This window comes from Ramlibacter sp. MAHUQ-53 (assembly GCF_052600055.1).
Map to the genome: position 1 here is coordinate 273075 of NZ_JBQWTS010000001.1, position 20813 is coordinate 293887.

8 protein-coding genes and 1 tRNA gene are annotated in these 20813 nt (G+C 68.9%); 1 reads left to right on the top strand and 8 read right to left on the bottom strand.

All coding sequences use genetic code 11. The features are described 5' to 3' along the window. Nucleotides 1–22: 22 nt before the first annotated feature. The 4 genes from ACT80S_RS01255 to ACT80S_RS01270 form a co-directional block, all read right to left on the bottom strand. On the bottom strand, nucleotides 23–775 hold the full coding sequence (locus ACT80S_RS01255) for a hypothetical protein (RefSeq protein ID WP_377411652.1): 753 nt from the start codon (nucleotides 773–775) through the stop codon (nucleotides 23–25). 44 nt (nucleotides 776–819) lie between these two features. Then, a complete protein-coding gene (locus tag ACT80S_RS01260; protein ID WP_377411654.1) occupies nucleotides 820–14262 on the bottom strand; it encodes a DUF4347 domain-containing protein in 13443 nt (4480 codons plus the stop codon). A 53-nt stretch (nucleotides 14263–14315) separates the two neighbouring features. Further along, entirely contained in the window at nucleotides 14316–15221 is a 906-nt protein-coding gene (locus ACT80S_RS01265; RefSeq protein WP_377411656.1) for a GNAT family N-acetyltransferase, read from the bottom strand. 196 nt (nucleotides 15222–15417) lie between these two features. Continuing rightward, on the bottom strand, nucleotides 15418–16098 hold the full coding sequence (locus ACT80S_RS01270) for a response regulator transcription factor (RefSeq protein ID WP_377411658.1): 681 nt from the start codon (nucleotides 16096–16098) through the stop codon (nucleotides 15418–15420). Between the two features lie 45 nt (nucleotides 16099–16143). On the opposite strand from ACT80S_RS01270, the gene ACT80S_RS01275 reads away from it, so the two are divergent. Continuing rightward, nucleotides 16144–18081: a sensor histidine kinase gene (locus ACT80S_RS01275; protein WP_377411660.1), complete on the top strand. Its 1938-nt coding sequence runs from the start codon at nucleotides 16144–16146 to the stop codon at nucleotides 18079–18081. A gap of 27 nt (nucleotides 18082–18108) precedes the next feature. Here the strand turns inward: ACT80S_RS01275 and ACT80S_RS01280 are convergent, their stop codons facing one another. The 4 genes from ACT80S_RS01280 to ACT80S_RS01295 all read right to left on the bottom strand — a co-directional run bounded on the left by ACT80S_RS01280 (nucleotide 18109) and on the right by ACT80S_RS01295 (nucleotide 20757). After that, complete coding sequence (locus tag ACT80S_RS01280; RefSeq protein ID WP_377411662.1) at nucleotides 18109–18591, bottom strand: aspartyl/asparaginyl beta-hydroxylase domain-containing protein; 483 nt, start codon at nucleotides 18589–18591, stop codon at nucleotides 18109–18111. Between the two features lie 16 nt (nucleotides 18592–18607). After that, nucleotides 18608–19267, bottom strand: a complete 660-nt coding sequence (locus tag ACT80S_RS01285) for an aspartyl/asparaginyl beta-hydroxylase domain-containing protein (protein ID WP_377411664.1) — start codon at nucleotides 19265–19267, stop codon at nucleotides 18608–18610. 94 nt (nucleotides 19268–19361) lie between these two features. Next, nucleotides 19362–19454: transfer RNA gene (locus tag ACT80S_RS01290), tRNA-Ser, on the bottom strand. Nucleotides 19455–19488: 34 nt separating this feature from the next. After that, nucleotides 19489–20757: an aspartate kinase gene (locus ACT80S_RS01295; protein ID WP_377411666.1), complete on the bottom strand. Its 1269-nt coding sequence runs from the start codon at nucleotides 20755–20757 to the stop codon at nucleotides 19489–19491. Nucleotides 20758–20813 lie beyond the last annotated feature (56 nt).

Consider the following 20813-nt stretch of genomic DNA (forward strand, 5'->3'; position numbering starts at 1 on the left):
GCTTTCTGTTCAGGCTGTGGAATCAGGTTTTCTTGATGAAATAGAGCGCCTTGGCATAGGCCCCGGCGGGCCCGCGCAGGGTCAGGGTCAGGCGGGCCTTGTCGGAGGCCAGGCTGCCGATGCCCTCGAGGAGCTTGGCGACACCGTCGATGCAGGTCTCGCTGACCTTGGCGTCGTAGACGAAGCTGTTCGGGCGGACCACCACGTAGCCCGCGTAGGTGCAGCCGGTGGTGCTGCTGCCGGTCAAGACACCCTGGGCATCGATGGCGTAGCTGAGGGTGACCAGGTCGGCGCCGAGCTGCGAGGTCCACGCACCGGTGACTTCGCCCTGCACCGCCAGCGGCTGCGCCGCGCTGCGCGTCATGCTGGTTCCATCGGCAAAGGCCAGGCGGGTGGCGCCGTCGACGATCGTCGCCGTGCCGTCCCAGGACGCGGCCGAGGTGGTCTGGGTCGCCGAATCGAGGGTGTAGCGGGTGCCCGAGGCACGGACCTTGCCGTCCGCGGCGACGGTGCCTTCCAGGTACGCCAGGTAGCTGCCATCACGCGCCAGCAGCCAGATCGGCGAGGCCGACTGGCCTGCAGCCGGCGCCAGCCACTTGGCATCCCAGTTGGCGGCGGCGTTCTCCCAACGCCCCTGCATGTCCTGCACCGAACTGGCCGCCTTGGTGGCCGGCGCAGCAGCGCCGCCGCCGCCGCCCCCGCAGGCCGCCAGGAGGCCAGCCAGGGCCAGGGCCGCCAGGGCGCGGGTCCCGCGAATCGTCTTAGTTTCAACCATACACATTAGTTTCATTTTGACACACAAGTCGGAAAATTCGCAGGTCAGAACCAGCCATGGCCCTCGGGCATGGCGGCCGGCGTTCCCATGAGGGACAGCGGCAGGGAACCGACGGCGCCCGGGTCGACCACGACGCCGTTGGCCACGCCGTCGGCATCGAACTCGCCGCCGTCCTGGACGCGGAAGTCGATGCGCAGCTTGTCGCCCTCGCGCACGATGGCGCCGCCGTAGGCCGCGCTCGCCAGGTTGGTCCAGACGCCCGCGGCGTTCTGCTTCCAGTAGCCGTTGAAGCTCAGGGTGGCATCGACGTACAGGCTGTAGCTGCTCGTCGCGCCGCCGACCGGCACCGTGGACTTGAAGGCGATCAGGCCCATCGGCATGGAGACCGGCTGCGGCAGGCCCGCCGGCGCGTCCAGCTGCTGGATGTCGGTGATCTGGGTCATCTCCGAGGCGCCCACCTTGCCGCTGACGGAGGCCGCCACCAGCGTGATGTAGGTCTGCGCGGTGCCTGCGCCTGCGGTGCTCGGCGTCGACGTGACCTTGAGCGGGACGGACACCACGGCGCTTTGCTGCGAATCGGCGATGCCGTCGCCGTTGCCGTCGCCGGCCACGGTCGCGCCGCCCGACGTGCCACTGGGCAGCGAGGGGACGGCGTTCTCGAGGGTGGGCGTGACGTCGACCTTGACGCCCGGCGTGCCACCGGTGCCACCGGTGCCGCCCGTGCCGCCCGTGCCGCCCGTGCCACCCGTGCCACCCGTGCCACCCGTGCCACCCGTGCCACCCGTGCCACCCGTGCCACCCGTGCCACCCGTGCCACCCGTGCCACCCGTGCCACCCGTGCCACCCGTGCCACCCGTGCCACCCGTGCCGCCCGTGCCGCCCGTGCCGCCCGTGCCGCCCGTGCCGCCACCGCCGGTGGCGGGGGCCGGGGTCAGGACGACCACGCTCTGGTTGCTGACCGTCGCCAGGTCGTTGCCGAACTCGTCCTGCAGCGCCAGCGCGTCGTTGGACGCGGTGGGATCCGTGTACCCCAGCGTCACCGTCGCGCCATTGGCGATGAACTGGCCCAGGGTCAGCGTCGCGGTCTTGGCCGTGGCATCCACGCTCACCGCCGTCACCGGCACGGCGGCGCCGTTGCTGGTGACCGTGAATCGGCTGGTCGCGGGCAGGTTCGTCGCGTCGAGCCGGCTCGTGTCCGACAGGTACACGGTCATCGAGGTGCCGTTGACCGTGGCCAGCGTCAGCGCCGGCGGGGTGTTCTCGTTCTCGCCCGGGCCCGTCGTCATGTTCTGGACCAGCACCTGCAGCGGGGCCTCGTCAACGAGGTTGAGGCTGTTGGTCGCGCGCACGATCACGCGGTAGCTGTTGTTGGCGCCCTGGTCCAGCGGGCTCTCGTAGTCCGGTGCGGCAATGAACTTCAGCAGGCCGGTCTGGGCGTTGATCGTGAACTTGGCACTGTCCTCGTTGTCCGCCGTGTTGGCCGTGCTGATGCTGTAGGTCACAGCCAGCTGGCCCGGGTCCAGCGCGACGAAGAAGCCCACGTCGGTGCTGTTCTCGTTCACGGACACCTGGGTCGCGCTGTTCTGGATCACGGGCGCGGCCGAGGCGGTCAGGTCGACGAGCACGGTGGCCGGCGCCGAGGTGCCGCCGTCGCCATCGCTCAGCGTGAAGCTGACCGCGCGGCTGGCCCGGCTCGGCACGGTCTCGCCATTGGAGAACTCGATCGCGCTGACCAGCGCCGCCACCCGGGCCGGGGTGGCATCCGCGTTGAGCGAGACGACCAGGTCGTCCGCGCCGGTGCCGCCGCTGAAGGTGCCGATCGCGGTCGTGCCGACCTTGACCGTGTTGCCGCTCACGTTCACCTGGCCGGCGCCCGTGCCCACGTGGCGGATCGACAGGCTGTCCTTGGCCGCGTTCTTGTTCAGGGTGATCGAGACCCGCAGCGAGCCGCCGCTGAAGTCCGTGGAGTCGCTGTCGGTCACCGACGCGAAGGTCGTGCCCTGGTCCAGCAGCATCTTCACGTTCGGCGTCGGATACGTGAGCAGGTCGCTCACCACGTCCGCGCCGCTCGTGGTGGACAGGCCGCCGATCGCCGGCGCGTCGTTCACCTCGGTCTTGCCGACGGTGAAGGCCACGGCGGACGTCTGCAGCAGGCCGTCGCCGAGCTTCAACGAGAAGGTGTCGCCCGCCTCGGAGCCGCCATGGCGGTAGCGGATCAGGCCCGAGCTCAGGTCGGCCCAGGTGAACTGGCCGCTGGCGGCGATGGCCTCGCCGTCGTCGAGCACCGCGTCGCCGTCGGCGTCGCGGTACAGGGTGCCCGCGGCGGGCGCCGCGGTGACGGTGAAGACATGCGAGCCGGTCAGCCCGTCGTTGTCCACCGCGCGCACCATGGCGCTGGCGCCGCCGGTGAGGGTGATGGAGCCGCCCTCGGCCACGGTGACGGTGCCGGCCGTGAGCGACGGCGCCTCGTTGATGTTGACGACGGTGGCGGTCGGCAGGCTGTCCACGGATTCGGCCGTGGTGCCCTGGTCGGTGTAGCTCACCGTCACGGTCAGCTGCTTGCCGATGTCCGCACGCTGCACGGTGTAAGTGGAGGCGGTGGCGCCGCCGAGGGCGACGCCGTCGGCCTTCCACTGGTAGCTCAGAGAACCCGGCAGGCCGTCGGCATCGGTGAGGCTGGCGACACTGGCCGTCAGCACCTCGCCGCGGCCGGCGGTGCCGGTGATCACCGGCAGGCCGACCGGGCCGTCGTTCACGTTGGTGACGGTGAAGGCGTGCGAGCTGGTGGTCGAGCCGATGCCGTCGGAGACCTTGACCGACAGCGTGTTGGTCGTCGGCTGGCTGCCGTTGTGGCGGATCTTGAGCAGGCCGTTGGCGATGTCCTGCTGGCTGAACGACTCGCCGACCGCGATCGCCTCGCCGGCGTTGACCACGCCATTGAGGTTGATGTCGCGGAACAGGGTCGCATCGGTCAGGCCGGTCAGCGTGAACTTCAGCGTGGAAGCGGCGCTCTCGGAGTCGCTGGCATTCAGCATCGCGGTGGTGACCTGGACCAGGCCGCCTTCCGCGATGGTGAAGCCGGTGTGGGTCACCGTGGGCAGCGCGGCGTTGGCCGGCTGCGCCAGCTCGGTGGCCGTGCCGCTGACGCCCGTCACCGCGATGGCGGAGCCCGTGGTCGGGGTCACGCTGGTGAAGGACACCGTGCGGTCGCCGGCATGCGGCGTGCCCGAGGTGTTGTCGTAGGTCAGGCTGTTCACCACAGCCTCGGCCACGGCTTCGGCCAGGACCGTCGCGGGCGCCGCGGGCGTCGCGGTGACCGTGGCCACGCCGCCGACGACGGACACGGTATAGACCACGCCCGTCGTGGCATCGGTCACCGTCGTGCCGTCAACCAGCGCCACGGTGGTGGCGCCGAACTTCAGCACTTCGCTGCTGCCGTCCTGCACGCCGCTGACCGTGAAGCTCAGGGCGTTGGCGCCGCCGGCGGGGATGGCCGCATTGGCCGCGGTGATGTCGCTGGCGCTGAACGGGTCGGTGCCGGCGTTGCCGTAGGAGGTGGTGCTGTCCGCGTCGGTGATCGGCGTGGCCGTGGGGGTGGTGGACGAACCGGTCAGCACGCCCACGCCGTCCAGGGAGATGGACTTGCTGGCCGCGGCCGGCGGCTCGGCGTTGTTGACGTAGGTGACGCCGTCGACCAGGGCCACGGCCTGGGCTTCGGTGAAGCCCGGGGCCGCCTTGCTGGCGGTGACGGTGGCCACGCCGCCGGTGACGGTGACGGTGTAGGTCACGCCGTCGATCACGGTGATGCCCGCCACCAGAGGGATGTCCTGGCCGTTGACCTTGAGCACCTCGCTCGCGCCATCGGCGACACCGCTGACGCTGAAGGTCAGGCTGCCCACCGTGCTGCCCGTGGGCACCGCGGTGTCCAGCTTGGCGAGGGCGGAGGCGCCGAAGGCGTCCACCGCCGGCTTCACGTTGACCACGCCGTCGAGGTTGACGGCGACGGTGGAGCCCGGCGTACCGGAGTCCGACATGCTGGTGAATTCCACCGAACGCTGGCCCGGGGTGGGCGGGACATGGAGGTTGGCGTAGGCCACGCTCTCCAGGGCCGCCTGCAGGGTGGCGGCGGTCAGGTCGGTGGCGTAGGTGGCGGTCACCGTGGCGATGCCGTTCACATCGACGGTGACGGTGTAGGTCACGCCGTTGGCGGCGTCGGTCACGGTCGTGCCGTTCACGAGCGGCACCGACTTGCCGCCGATCTTCAGCACTTCGTCCGCGCCGTCACGCACCGGGCCGGCGGTGAAGGTCAGGCGGTCGATGCCTTCGCTGGCGGGCATGCTCACCGCGACATCGGTGAACAGCGGCTGCGAGCCATCGGTGCTGCTGGTCACCGTGGCGCCGGCCGCGACATCGGTCACCGGGTCGGCCGGCGTGGCCGTCACGGTGCCTTGCTGGATCGGGGTCTGCGGCAGGGTGGTGCCGGAGCCGCTGTAGTTGCTGGTGCTGGTCAGCTCCACCACGCGCGGGCCGGCCGTCGGCGTGCCCGAGGTGTTGGTGTAGGTGACGCCGTCGATCAGGGCCGCGGCGTCCGAGGCGGTCCAGCCCGGGGCGGTGGTATCGGCCACGGTGACGGTCGCCTTGCCATCGGCATCCACGGTCACGGTGTAGGTGACGCCGCCCGCGGTGACGGTCGTGCCGTTGACCAGGGCCAGCGTCTGGCCGTTGATGGTCAGCTTCTCGCCCGTGTCCTTGATGCCCGACACCGTGAAGGTGAACGACTGCACGGTCTCGCCCGCCGGCACGTTCATGCTCACGCCGCTGAACACGTCGGTCGCCGTGGTGCTGGTGCCGCTGACGGCGCCGCGCACGCTCGAGGCCGGCACGATGGTGATGTCGAAGCCGCGGCTCAGGGGCGTGGCGATCACGCCGTCGGTGACGGTGAAGCTGAAGCTGTCGGCGCCGGTGCTGGTGCCCGCGGCCTGGAACTTGAGCTTGCCGGCGGCCAGTTCGGCCTGGGTGAAGGTGCTGCGCAGCGCCCCACCCTGCAGCGGGGCGCCGGAGGCCACCAGCTTCTCGCCGAAGTCGATGCTGCCGTTGCCGTTGCTGTCGATGAACAGGTCGCCCTTGGCAGGCGCGGTGGCCAGCGTGTAGGCCAGCTTGGCGGTCGCGGCCGCGCCGTCGCCGTCGGTGGCGCCCATGAGCGTGGAGCTGATGAGGCCGGTGGCGCCGTCGATGACCGACAGCGCAAAGGGCGCGGTGTTCAGCGTCGGCGCGGTATTGACCGGCGTCACGGGCACGGTGCGGGCCAGGGCCAGCGTGGCGGTGTTGACGTTCGGCGCGGTGCTGCTGCCGCTGTCGGTGACCGAGGCCAGGGTGATGACGCGGGCGTTGGCGGCCGGGTCGGTGCTGGCGTTGGTGTAGGCCAGGCTTTCCAGCAGGCCCTTCCACGCCGCGGTGGACTGGGTGCTGGCCAGCGTGACGGTGGCCACGTCGCCGCTCACGGTCACGGTGCGGACCACGGTGTAGGTGGAGCCGCCCACGGTCACCGTGAGGTTGCCGGAGCCGGTGGCCACGAGGTCGACCGCGACGGCCGTGCTGCCCAGGAGCAGCTTCTCGTCGGCGCCGTTCTTCACGCCGGACACCGTGAGGGTGGCCTGGGCGATGGACTGCGCCGCGCCGCTGGTGTCGCCGGTGGACACGGTGACCGCGCTGAACACCGGGGCGGCCGCGCCGCCCTCGGTGAAGCCGCCGGTGGCGGCCGTGGCGGTCACGACCGGTGCGTCATTCACCGGGTTGAGGGTGATGTTCAGCGTGGCGCGGACCGGCAGGGCGCCGTCCTGGCCGCCATCGGCCAGGTCCAGGCCCAGGGCGTAGGACGACTTCGACACCGTCACCAGGTAGGTGCCGGCGGTGCCGGTCGCGGTCACGGCGTAGACCGTGCCGCCGGCGGTGATGCTGCCGGGGACCAGCGGGATGTCCTGGCCGCCGATGTGCAGCACTTCGGAGAGGCCGTCACGGACACCCTCGACCTGGAACTTCAGGGTCTTGTAGTCGTCGGCGCCGAGGGCGGTCAGGGTGGTGCTGGCAAACAGCGTGGAGACCACCGCCAGGTCGGTCACGTTGGCCACCGTGCCCAGGGACACGGCCGAGCCTTCGGTGCCCGAGTGGTTCCAGGGGGTCGCCTCGACCAGGGTCACCTTGCGCAGGCCGGCGCCCGGCACCGTGGCGGTACTGGCATCGGTACCCAGCTTGTTCTCGAACGACATCGCCTGCACCAGGGCCTGCGCGTCGGCCTGGCTGAAGCCGGCGAAGACGCGGTCGGCGCCCGACTGCGAGAGCTTGACGCGGCCCGCCAGCAGCTCGGCATGCGTGAAGCTGGAGCCCACGGCCAGGGCTTCGCCCGGGTCGACGTTGCCGTCGCCGTTGGCGTCGACAAAGACGGTCAGGCCGGCAGCGGGCAGCGTAGTGACCGCGTAGGTCAGGGTGGTGACATCGTTGTCGATGTCGGCCGGGTTGAAGTCGTTGCCGGCGCCTCCCGTAATGACGTAGACCCCGCCCTCGTCCATCGTGGCCTTGAAGTCGCCGCCCAGGGTCGGCGCGTCGTTCACCGGGATGATGTTGATGGTGGTGTTCGCGGACACGCCGGACAGCCCGCTGGTGTCCTCCACCGTCACGCTCAGCACGCGCGGCGTGACATTCGGGTTCTCGCTGGTGTTCAGGTACTGCACCGCGCGCAGGGCCAGCTGCATGTCGGCAGCCTTCACGCCGGCGCCGGTGTTGATGGCCGCCAGGGTGATGGTGTGCTGGTCACCGCTCACCGTGGCGGTGATGCCGCGCCCCAGGAGCGCCGTGGTGTAGGCCGGGTTGAGGCGCAGCTGGTCCGCGGTGCCGTCGACCGGGTTGGTGAGCACCGCGACCACGCGGCGCACGTTGACCTCCTGGTTGTCCAGGCTGGCGGAGGCGGCGGCGATCTCGACGCCGTTGGCATTGCCCTCGGTAAAGCTGGTGGTGTAGTCGCGGCCGTTGGCCAGCACGCCGTTCAGGTCCACCTCGGTGGTCCAGATGTTCTGGATGGTGGCCGTGGCGGTGGGCACCGTATTGGTCGCGAAGCTGCGGAAAGTCAGCGCGTCGGTCGTGGCCACGTTCAGCGCGGCGCTCGCGGTGACGGTGGTGCCGGACGCGGCATGGCTGATCGCCGTGATCGTCTTGCCGGTGTCCGTGCCGCCAATGAAGATGTGCTGGCCGACCTTCAGGGTGAGGTCGATGGCGTTCAGGGCCAGCGAGGTGCCGCCGCTCACCGCGGAGGTCACGTTGCGCGTCGCCGAGCTGCCGGTCTCGGTCAGCGGCAGCGTGGTCTCGAAGGACACCTGGGCGCCGGCCGAGAGGCCGTGGGCGGCGGTGGTGGTCACCGTGGTGACGCCGCCCGTCGTGTTGACCGCGCTGACCGTGGCCACCACGCTGCCGCCCACGACGATCTTCTGGCCGGCCTGGATGGCGGCGTCGGCCACCTCCAGCGTCAGCGTGCTGCCGCTGCCGGTGGCGATGACGGCCGCGTCGGCCAGGGTGATGGTCGAGGTCGGCGTCAGCACCGGCATCGGGCTGCTGGTGACGTAGTGCTTGGAGTCCAGCACCTGGGCCACGGAGATGCCCGTGTCCACGCCGTCGATGATGATGCGCAGGCCGGGAGCCACGCTGGTGTTGGCGGCAGCGGCGATCAGCAGCGACTTGTTGGAGTCGGAGCGGTTCGCCGCGGAATCCGCCGTGTCCACCAGGCGCACGGTGACCTCGCGGTCGCCGCCGTAGGCGTTGGGGTTGGCGTTGAGGTAGCTGACGGACTTGATGATCGTCGCGTACTCGGCGTGGGTGCCGAGGCCGGAGACGGTGATCTCCGGCGTGCCGTTCCCCGTGATCGTGAAGCTGTGGCCACCCACGCTGTAGGTGTCGCCCAGCGAGGAGGTCAGGGTCTCGTAGATCGTGCCGAACTCGTTGTCCACGGCGCCACCGGACAGGCGGATCACGGCGGACTGGATGGTGTCGCCGGTGTCGGCGTCGAAGACCACCGCGTCGGTGTCGGCGATCTTGACGGCGTCGCCGCGCGGGCGGAACAGGACGGTGTAGCCGTAGCCCGCGTTGCCCGCCGTGCCGGCCGGGCCGTTCAGGTCCACCACCGGCGAGTCGTTCTGCGCGGTGATGGTCATGTTGATCGCCGGGAAGGTGACGAGGCCGTAGCCGTCGTCCACCGCCACGTTGATCGTGGTCGTGCCCTCGTCGTTGGGCGCGGTGATGTACTGGATGCGGTCGGCGCCCAGCCAGTCCTGGATGGCGGCCATGGAGCCGGTCAGGACGAGCTTGGCGGTGCCGTTGCCGGTCACCGTGATGGCGTTGACGCCCGTGCCGGCGGGAAGCACCGGCACCTTGAGGTGGCCTTCCGCGACCGAGAACACCACCTTGAAGTTGGTGTTGACGCCGCTGGTGCGCTGGGCCGTGTCGCCCATGTCGGGGTCGGTGAAGACCAGCGCGCCGGTGGGCAGGAAGGTGGCCACGTCCTCCAGCACCACGGGGGTGAAGCGGTCGAAGCCGGTCACCGTCGGCTTGTCGTTCGCGCCGTTGATGGTGAAGGTCAGCGTGGCGGTGTCGGTGAGGTAGGCCGGGCGGCCGTCGCTGAGTTCGTAGTTGAATTCCTCGGTCAGGGTCTGGCCGACGGCGAGGGCCTGCACGTCGGCATTGGCCTGGTCCAGGGTGTAGGTGTACTGGCCATTGGCCTGCACCACCAGGGTGCCGTACTTGCCAGCGAGGGTGTACTCGCGGGTGTCGGTGAGCACGCCGCCCGGGTAGCTCAGGCTACCGGTGACGGTGGCCTGCTCGCCCACGCCTTCGGTGCTCCCCAGCATGACGGCGGACACCGCGAACTCGGCGCGGCCGTTGACGTTCACGTCGGTGTCGTTGGTCAGCACGTTGCCGCTGGACGTGGCGGTGCCGACGGTGGCGTTGGCGATGCCGGAGTTCTCGGTCAGCGGGTTGCCGGTGTCGTTGACGGCCACGGGCGCGGTGGGGGCGAGCTCCATCGGGTTGCCGCTGTTGACGGCTTGGGTGATGGATTCGCTGAAGCCCTGGGCGTCGGTGTACGAGACGACGACGGTGATGAACTTGCCGCCGTCGTCGGGAGTCAGCGTGTAGTTGGCGGAGGTGGCGCCGGAGATCGCGGTGCTGACCGAAGGCGTGAAGCCGGTGGACGTGCCGCGGTGCCACTGGTAGTTGAACGAGGCGCCCGAGATGCCGTTGGCGTCGCTCACCTGCGCGAACAGGTTGTCGCCCGGGGCGGGGTAGCCCAGGATGGTGACGGTACCAGCCACGTTGTTGGCGGCGACGGTGAGGGCGTTGGTGGTCAGGGTCTCGACGTTGCCCTGGTTGTCGTCATAGAACGCCAGCGCGCGCACCTGGCCGGTGGCCTCGGCCTGGGTCAGCGTAAGGGTGTTGCCGGCGGTGCCGCGGGCGCCCGGAACGTTGGTCCAGGTGGTGCCGGAGTCGTTCGACACCTGCCACTGGTACTGCACGTTGCCGGCGGTGACGCCGTTGGCGTCGGTGACGGTGGCCGTGACCACGTCGCCGACGGTGGTGCCGGAAGGCGCGTTATCCGTGGTGACGGCGAGCGTGGCCGAGCCGGCGGTGTTGGCCGGGACGTTGGTGAAGTTGAAGGTGAAGCTGGTCGACGCCGTCGTGGTGTCGGCCGAAGTGCCGGTGACGCGGACCTGAAGGAACGGCAGGGTGTCGAGCGGGGTGCCGCTGATCTTGCGGGTCGCGGAGTCGAACGTCAGGCCGGTGCCATGGGTGGCATCGTCCAGCGCCACCCAGGTGGTGCCGTTGTCGTAGCTCCACTCGGCGGCATAGGTCACCGCCTCGCCATCGGCGTCGGTGAAGGTGTTGGCGGGGATGGTGAAGTCCACCGCGCTGCGGGCGTTGACGGTCTGGTCCGGGATGCGGTTGGCCAGGACCAGGGGGTCGTTGGAGCCGGTGACGTCGAGCGTGAAGGACTGCGTGGCGGTCAGCCCGCCGGTGGTGGCCGTGACCAGGACCGCAACGCTCGATGCCCCCGCCGGCGGATTGCCGCTGAAGGTCTGCGTGACGGGATCGAAGGTCAGCCAGGACGGCAGCGGCGTGGTGCCGTCCGCCAGCGTTGCCGTGTAGGTCGGCACCTGGCCGCTGATGGCGAAGGCATCCGGCGGCACGGTGTAGCTGAAGGAGCCGGCGCCGCTGCCGAAGGTCACGTGGCCACCGGTGCCGGGAGTCGTGCCGGCGGTCAGGCTCGTCACCGGGGCACCGGTGTAGACCTGCAGGCCGAACAACAGCTCGGTGCTGGCGTTGGCCGAATCGGTCGCAACCAACTTGATGGTCTTGTTGAAGGTGCTTCCGTCACCGCTGAAGGTGCGTGTGGCAGGATCGAAACTGATCGAGGTGCCAGACGTCGACAGCAGCGTTGCTCCGTCATAGGCGGAGTAGGTCAGCGCCCCGCCCTCGGGGTCGGTGAAAGTGCCCGCCGGGACTTGGTAAGTCCATGCGCCATCGGTCGTAACGACGGTGAGCCCACCCAGCTGCGTGCCATTGAGCGTGAAACCAGCGTCCGTGATGTTTGCCTGGTTGCTGTAATCGGTCGCAGTGAAGGTGACCTTGGCGCCGGCACTCGTGACCGTGTAGCCCGTGTAGGCCGCCCCAGCAATGGAAAAAGCGACTTCTTCAGGGGTAGCGGTATCGCCCGGCGTTGCTGCCGCAACAGTAACGGGAACGGTTGCGCCTGCCGCCGGCAGGGCAACGTCGATGATCATGCCGTCTGCTACGCCGGTGGAGAACGTCACCTCGGTCGTTTCGTGCTGCGCCGCCTTGATCTGGTAGGCGATAGGGCTAGCCACTACGGGCGCGCGGTTGCCCTGACCGGAGAACGTCACGTCAAACGCCTGGTCGACCGACGAAGTCCCGTCGCTGGCCGTGACCTTCAGGTGCAGGGTTTCATCCGCCGTCGGATCGCCGCTGAAGGTGCGGGTCGCGGGATTGAAGCTGAGCCAGCCAGGCAGCGCGCTGCCGTCCGCCTGCTTCGCCGTGTAGGTCAGCGCCGTGCCTTCCGCATCCCAGAACGCATTGGCGGGCACCTGGTACGTCCAGTTGCCGGTGGCGCTGAAGGTCTCATTCCCCAGCACGCCGCCCACCTTGGGTGCATCGTCCGTGCCCGTCAGGGAGACGGTCAGGGTCTGGGTGCTGCTGTAGCCGCCCGCATCGGTGGCCTTGAAGGTGAAGACCTCGGTCGCATTGGACGAGAGCTTGTTGACCGCCGCGTACTTGTTCGGCGCGTAGCTCCACGCGCCGGTGGAGGGCGTGAGCGTCAGCGTGCCGTAGGTGCCCGACTTGGTCACCGAGTCGCCGGACACGGTGCCGCCCAGGATGCCCAGGGTCACCGAGGCGGTGTTCTCGGGGTTGGTGGCGCTCAGCGTGCCGGTGAGCGCGGTGTAGCTGGTGTCATAGGCCGCCGTGTCGGCGACGGTCATCGTCTGGGCCGGGGTGACCGTGATCACCGGCAGGTCGCGGACCGACTGCACCGACAGCGTCATCGTCGCCGCCGCCGTGGCATCCGCGATGCCGTCATTGACCTTGTAGGTGAACGAGGCCGTGCCGTTGTAGTTGGCCACCGGGGTGAACACCAGCTGGCCCAGCGAGGCCTTCGGGATGACCTGGTCCACGGTGACGGCCGTGCCGCCCAGCGTGAGCACGCCCGCCGAGGCGGACGGCAGCGAGGTGATCTTCACGCTGACCAGGGTCGCGCCGAAGCCGGTGGAGCCGCCCGTGGTGTTGTCACGGTCGGTGAACGTGAACAGCGCCTCACGGAAGGTGAAGGCCGTGTCCTCGTTGAAGGTGACCGTATTGCCCGAGCTGGCCGGCGCGTCGTTCACCTGCGCCGCCGTGCCGGTGGTCAGGGTGAACAGCTTGTCGATCGTCGTACCGTCGCTCGACGTGGCCCGCACCGTGATCCGGTACTCCTTGCCCGCGTACTCCGGCGCCAGGTTGTCCACGTAGAAGGTGGTGCCACTGAGCTTCAGCCAGGTCGGCAGCGTGCTGGTGATGGACGTGTAGCTGCCGGACACCTTCTCCTGGATGCCGACGAAGCTGTAGCCGGTGACGTAATCGGCGCTGTCCGGGTCCTGCGCGCCGCGGGCGAAGTTGAAGGTCGAGCGGGAGGCGCTGGTCCAGGACTGGTCCGCCGGCGCGGACGTCCAGGTGATCGCGTCGTTCGCATACGTGCCGTAGACGTAGGTCGTGTACGTCGCCGACTTGTAGCGGCTGTAGGCGGAGTAGTAGTCGGGGTTGAGGTTGTCGCCCCGGCTGTAGTCCACGCCGTCGTTGACGGAGTAGGTGATGCTGCCCAGGTAGACCGTGCCCTTCCAATCGATGCGGTTGGGCGCGTTGAAGGTGGCGTAGTTCGCAGTCGCGTCGTCAACGGTGAACGAGGACGCGGAGATCACGCCGGCATACGCCTGGGTCGCATAGCCGCCAGTGAAGTAGCGCCAGGTGTTGGCCGCGTCGTAGTAGTCGTCCGCGACCAGCTTGGACACGTCGATCGTGCGGCTGGCGCCCTGGCCGATGAAGACGTTGCCGCCGGACAGCCCGATCGAGCTGTCATTGGACACGCGCCAGGGCGTGGCGTTGGCGTACGCACCCCAGTAGGTGTAGCCGCCCGCATCCGGGTCCCAGTTCGACACGTACCACGGCGAGCCGGGGATCGCGCCCGGCGAGCCGGTGAACGTGTACCAGATCGCTTCCCAGTCGCCGTTGTAGCCGCTGGCGTAGAGGTTGGAGACGTTGTACGAACTGACGTTGTTGGCCACGCCGTACTTCGAGCCCTTGCCGCCGCCGTCGGCGTCCCAGATCATCGTGTACTGGGTGCCTCGGTTGATGGCCCAGGGGTCCGTGCCCCCCGGGCTCGTGATCGACACGTTGGCCCACCAGCCCAGGTCGAAGCCGTAGTCGGCCGGCGCAAGCGACGTCGCCTCGACCGGGCCGGTGGCGCTTTCCAGCGACCAGTCACTGGTCGCCGTGGCACTGCCCGTCGCGTCGATCGACGCCGCCACATCCGCGCCGGTTCCGGCCGCCAGCGCCTGGATGAAGCGCTGGCCCGCATCGCCCGCCGCCACGTCACAGCCATACAGGAGGATGTCGGCATCGGCCGACAGGCTGGCGCCGATGGCGGCCAGCGTGGCGCTCTCGGCGGCCAGGGTGTCCGCGTTCACCAGGCTGCTGCCAAGCAGCAACGCACCCGGGCCGCCGTGCGAGACCACGTGGACCCCGGAGACATCCTGGCGCCCCTGCAGCGCCCGCTCGATCTGGACCAGGCCCGACTCCTGATCGTTGAGCATGATCACGTCGGTCGACGGATCGAGGCCCGCCATCAGCAGTTCAGGCGAAGGAACGCGGGAGTCGATGAAAAGGATGTTCTGTGCGGTCATGGAGGGGGCGGAGGCGTTGAGTCTGGGAATTCAGGGGGCGGTGGAGGCCGGCATCAGCGCCGGTGGTCGAACAGCCGGGTCGGGTCCGTGCGCCGGAAGGCCAGGCGCGAGTGCTGCTGGATCCGGGGGTCGGTGTGGAAGTCGGAGAGCAGCAGGCCGTTGAGGTACACGTCCACGCCCTCGGGGTGGCCGGGCACCACCAGGTGGCGGCGCAGGTAGCCCTCCTGGGTCAGGCCCATGCGCAGGGTCATGTCCTGGGCCTCGGGGTTGGTCGCGTAGACCATGCTGCACAGCTTGGCCAGGCGCAGCTCCTGGAAGGTCAGCATGAGGACCAGCTGGAAGGCCTCCATGCGCGCGCGGCCATCGGCCGCGTCACCCCGGAAGCCGAAGACCAGCTCGGCGCGGCGGTTGACGAAGTCCAGCGCCGCCAGCGTGGCCAGGCCGGCCACCTCGCCCGACGGGCTCTGCACGACCCAGTTGATCTGGCGGGCGGCCTCGACGGGCCGGCCCACGCGCTCGATGTACTCGCGCGCCGCGGCTTCCGGCGCCGGCAGGAAGGCGTTGTACTTGGCCCGGAACTCCGCGTCGCCCAGCATCTCGACCAGGGCCGGGGCATGGTGCTCGCGCGGGCGGGCCAGCACCACCCGGTCGCCCTTCACGTCCTGGTGCCACAGCGGGTGGTTGCGCAGCAGCGCGTTCTGCATCGGCAGGGGCAGGTGCTGCGCGCCCCCCAGCAGCCGGGCCGCGTAGTACAGGCCCCACCCCGCATCGGCATGCGAGCCGAAGCGCAGGCAGATCGAGGCGAACAGCTGCAGGGGCTGCGGCTGGTGCAGGGGCGAGTCCGGCTCGAGCACCTGCGCCTGCTGCAGCACGGTCAGGCAGGCGGCGGGCTTGCGGACGGCGACGGAGCGCAGCAATTCCCAGTCGGCCGCGTCGATGGCCTGCCGGGCCACCTCCATCGGGTTTTTCTGGAAAAAGGAAACAGGTTCAGGCGGGGCGGCGGTGATGACCATGAGACGTCCGGTGGGCCGGACGGCCCACTGAGTGGAAGCTCATGGATTGTCGAAATCGACAGTCCCCGCGAACTGTCAATTTATGATTTCAAAGTAGATAAAGACCCGGTATTAAGGCCTGAAGAAGTGAAGCCTTATTCACTCAATATTTCTCTTCCGAGAGGGCCTCGGAGAGCATGTAGCCCGATCCGTGCACGGTCTTCAGCGGCAGGTCCTCGGCGGTATGGTCGCGCACCTTGCGCCGCAGGCGCAGCACCAGGGCGTCGAGGTTCCGGTCGTCATAAACCGTCGCATCCTTGCCCAGCTGCTCGATCAGCTGGCGGCGCGTCAGGGCCTGCCCCTGGCGGGCATTGAGGGCCACCAGGAAGCGGTATTCCATGGCCGTGAGGCGCACCTCGGCCCCCCGCGGCGAGCGCAGCGACCAGCCGCCCAGCTGCAGGCTCCACGAGGGCGGCTCACAGACCCGGCGGGCCAGCGCCTCCAGGATCGCGAGGAGCTCCTCCATGCGGATCGGCTTGGTGACGTAGTGGTCCACGCCCCCGCGGTAGCCGTTGATGCGGTCGCGCGTGCTGTCGCGGGCGGTGAACATCACGATGCCGCACTTCGGGTGTTCCCGGCGAAGCTCCTCGGTGACCGAGGTGCCATCGCCATCGGGAAGCATGGCATCCACCACGACAATGTCGAAGGCGTCCGGCTTGAAGTACTGGTAGAACTGCCGGATCGAGCCGACCTCGACCACCTCGAATCCCCCCCGCTCCCGCAGGAAGGTAGCCACCTCTTCCCTAAGATCCTGCTCGTCGTCCAGCAATAGCACTTTGGTCATGTTGAGCAATCATGCCCATCGGGCGATTCCGATTCCTGATCAAATATGACGTTCCGGCTATTTTCAGTCACTTTTAATTGGCGTATAAGCCCGGCCCGCTGGTTCCTCGCGCTGGCCCTGGCCTGGCTGCCCGCGCTGGCCTTTGCGCAAAGCGAGCCGCTGCCCCCGCCCCTGCGGCTGGCCCAGGCCAAGAAGCTGGACCTCAAGCGGCATGCCCAGGTCCTCCGGGACAGCAGCGGCGCGCTCACGGCGGCCGAGGTCCTCCAGGCGCCGGCAGCGCAGTGGTCGAATCTCACCGGGGAACTGTCGGAGGGGTTCACGGCGAGCGCGATCTGGCTGCGCTTCCGCCTGGCGCGCGAGGCGGCGGACGACCCGACCAGCTGGTACCTGGCGTTGGGCCAGCCCCTGCTGATGGACGTTCGGCTCTACGCCATCGACCGCGAGGGACGGCCCCACGAGCGGCTGGGCACGACGCTTTCAGCCGAGGCCCGACGGGAGCTTGCCCTGCGCCAGCCCACCTTCCACATCCTCAAGCAGGACGAGGCGGCCGACCTGTACCTCCTGCGCATCAGCACTCAGACGGCCCTGAATTCCACGATCGAACTGCACCCGCAGGAATCCCTGCTGCTCCAGCATTCGCGGGAGAACTTCATCTGGGGCCTGATGTTCGGGGCCTATGCCTTCGTGGTCGTCTTCTACGCGTTCTACTGGACGTGGACCCGCGAACGCCTGCACCTGTGGTACCTGGGCTATGTCGGGATCAATTTCCTCGCCGCGCTCTTCACGAGCGGCTGGCCGATCCAGTACGTCGACGCGATGCCCAGCGGCACCTACGTCACCTGGCTCGGCATCTGGCTCGCCCTGTCGCTCACCTCCGGGATGTTCTTTTCCACCGAGTTCATCCGCCTGCCGGACCATGCGCCCAGGCTGTCCACGGCCCTGCGCTACATGGCGATGGCACTCACCGCCGTCGGGCTCGTCCTCGTGCTCGGCGGCCAGTACCGGACGATCGTGCCGGTCATGCAGCTGGTCTCGATCAGCGTGATCGCCCTCCTCCTGGTCCTCGCCCTGCGGCTCGCCCTGGCGGGCGACCGCGAATCGAGGATCTTCCTGGTCGCCTTCAGCCCCTTCTACCTGGGCGTGTGCTGGCGCTACCTGCGCAACATCGGCTGGATCGAGCCCACTTTCTGGAACGACAACAGCTACCAGATCGGCGCCTTCGCCCACATGATGGTCATGAGCGTGGCCATCTTCGCCGGGTACAACAAGCTGATGCGGGACAAGGATGCGGCCGAGACCCGGCTGCGGCTGGAAACGCAGTTGCGGGAGGACCAGGGCAAGTTCATCGACATGGTCTCGCATGAGTTCAAGACGCCCCTGAGCGTGGTCCAGGCCTCGGTCGACAACCTGCGCGCCCTGCATTCCGGCGAAGAGGGCCTGCTCAAGCGCCTGGACAAGATCGAGCGTGCCAACCACCGCATGTCCTCGCTGATCACCAGCTACCTCACCACCGAGCGGCTGCTGCTCGATGCCTGCAGCCCGGACCTGGGCTGGCACGACCTGGCGGCCGTGTGCCGGCTGGCCATCGACGACCTGCCCGAGCCCGAGCGGGGCCGGATCACGCTGGAGATCACCGCCCCGGCCCGGGTCATGTGCGACGCCGGGCTCCTGCGGATCGCGATCGGCAACCTCCTGCGCAACGCCTGCGACCACAGCCCCGAGGAGGAGCCGGTGACCTTGCGGCAGCACCAGGCGGACAACCAGCTGGTGATCCAGGTGCTGGACCAGGGCGAGGGCATCGCCGGCGACGACCGCGAGCACCTGTTCAAGCGGTATTTCCGGGGGCGCCACACGCACAAGCCCGCCGGCACGGGCCTGGGCCTCTACATCGCGCGGTCGATCGTGGACCGCCATCACGGCACCATCCGCGTGGAGGCCAACACGCCCCGGGGCAGCGTGTTCACCATCACCCTGCCCGCGTGAGGCGCGGCGCGGCCCGCCGCGCCGCCTTCAGCGGAAGAAGTCGACGATCAGGACCACCCGGTCCTGCGCCGACTCGTTGGCGGCGCTGTGCAGCTCGGTGTCGTCGAAGACCACCCCCTGCCCGGCCGTCCAGCTGTAGGACTCGCCGGCGACCTGAATCCAGGCGGGCTGGGGGCAGACCAGGCCCAGGTGGGAGCGCAGCACCTCCTGGGTGTAGCCCCGGTGCGGGTGGATGCGGCAGTTCGCCTTCAGCACCGAGAAGCCGGCAAGGAAGAGGCCCGGCACGCCCTCCAGGGCGCGGGTGGTCTCGGGGCAGGCGCCGGCCTCGGGAAGCCACTTGCCGAACTGGTACAGGCCGACGGTGTCCCAGCGCCCGTTGTGGAGGCCGGCCTCGTGCCAGGGCTTGCCGCGGTGGGCGATGGCCAGGTACTCGTCGCGGATCGCCTCCCACCGGGCCTCCAGGGGCTGCAGGAAGGGGAACTGGGCGTAGTCGCGGAAAACGGGCGGCACGGCGCGAGGCAGGCTGTCAGGCGGCATGCCAGGGCCCGCAGATGCCCGGGATGAACCGGGCCACGTAGGTCAGGCGCAGGTCGAACGAGGCGACGATCCGCTCGCGTGCCCCGGCGTGGCGGACGCTGTGCTCGTAGGGGCCGCCGTCCTTGAAGGCCAGGAGTTCGCCCGGCTTCCAGGCATGGGTTTCAGGGCCCACGGTGAGGCGGCAGCCCGGGTCGCACAGCAGCCCGAGGTGGATGCGCAGGTAATGGGGCGTCCAGCCCCGGTGGGGATGGATCACCGACCCGGGGCGCAGGCGGCTGACGAAGGCATTGCGCAGGACGCCCTCACGCTCCAGGGGCTCCACCAGCGCGGACAGCACCGGCAGGTGCTGGCGGATCCGGCGCATCGTGGCGGCCATGTCGATCGAGGCCGCATTCGGGAGGAAGTCATTGAACTCCCCCTCGTAGACCGAGACCGGGAAAGCCTCCCAGCCATTGCTGTAAAGCCCGTAATCGGGGAAGTCGTTGAAGGGCTTGTGCGACAGCGCGAGCTCGTTGAGCTCCATCAGGATGTCGGGGTAGCGCTGCTTGAGCGCCTGGCAGAAGGGGATGGCCTCCACCTCGGCGTTCCAGAAGGGGGGCTCCTGCGCGTGTGCGGGCGCTGCCACCTCGGGAAGATCATGGGTATTCATGCCGGCATGCATTGCGTCAGGTCCATCCGTGATTCTAGGAGTCGCGCCGGACAAGAAAAAACCCCAGGCAATCGCTTGCCTGGGGTCGGGTGCTTGGCGGAAACGGAGGGATTCGAACCCTCGATGCGGCTCTACACCGCATACTCCCTTAGCAGGGGAGCACCTTCGGCCTCTCGGTCACGTTTCCAGCAGACCGGCATTATGCCCGAAGAATGGCCTCTTCAGGCGGCGGGCTGGTCCAGATCGAACGCGCGGTGCAGCGCGCGCACGGCCAGCTCCATGTACTTCTCGTCGATCACGACCGAGGTCTTGATTTCCGAGGTCGAGATCATCTGGATGTTGATGCCCTCGTCGCTCAGCGAACGGAACATCTTGGAGGCGACGCCCACGTGGCTGCGCATGCCGATGCCGACGATGCTGACCTTGCAGATCTTGGTGTCGCCCTCGATGCGGTCCGTGCCCAGCGCGGGCAGCACCTTGGCCTTGAGCAGGTCGACGGTGCGCTGGTAGTCATTGCGGTGCACCGTGAAGCTGAAGTCGGTCTTGCCGTCCTTCGAGACGTTCTGGATGATGATGTCCACCTCGATGTTGGCCTCGGCCACGGCACCCAGGATGGAGAAGGCGATGCCGGGCTTGTCGGGCACGCCCAGGATCGAGATCTTGGCTTCGTCGCGGTTGAACGCGATGCCGGAAACGACGGCTTGTTCCATTTGTTCGTCTTCCTCAAAAGTGATCAAGGTGCCGGACTTGGCCTCTTCCTCGATCGGGATGTCCCAGGCGGTGAAGCTGGACAGCACGCGCAGCGGCACCTTGTACTTGCCGGCGAATTCCACCGAGCGGATCTGCAGCACCTTGGAGCCCATCGAGGCCATCTCGAGCATCTCCTCGAAGGAGACGGTGGAGAGGCGGCGGGCTTCCGGCACCACGCGCGGGTCGGTGGTGTAGACGCCGTCGACATCGGTGTAGATCAGGCATTCCGCGGCCTTCATCGCGGCGGCCACGGCCACGGCGGAGGTGTCGGAGCCGCCACGGCCCAGCGTCGTCACGTTGCCGGCCTCGTCCACGCCCTGGAAGCCGGTGATGACCACCACCTTGCCGGCGGCCAGGTCGGCGCGCACCTTCTGGTCGTCGATGGACTCGATGCGGGCCTTGGTGAAGGCGCTGTTGGTGCGGATCGGGACCTGCCAGCCGGAGTAGCTCACCGACTCGACGCCCTCGGCCTGCAGCGCGATGGCCAGCAGGCCCACCGAGACCTGCTCGCCGGTACAGGCCAGCTGGTCCAGTTCGCGCAGCAGCGCGTCGGAGGACTTGGCGGGAGAGAGCTCCTTGGCCAGGCCCAGCAGGCGGTTGGTCTCGCCGCTCATGGCGCTGGGCACCACCACCATCTGGTGGCCGGCCCGCGCCCACTTGGCCACGCGCTTGGCGACGTTGCGGATGCGCTCGGTGGAGCCCATCGACGTGCCGCCGTATTTGTGAACGATCAATGCCATGGGAAAAATGGGAGGTGGATCGCGCGCACAGTGCGCACCAGCGCGGTCCAGCGTCC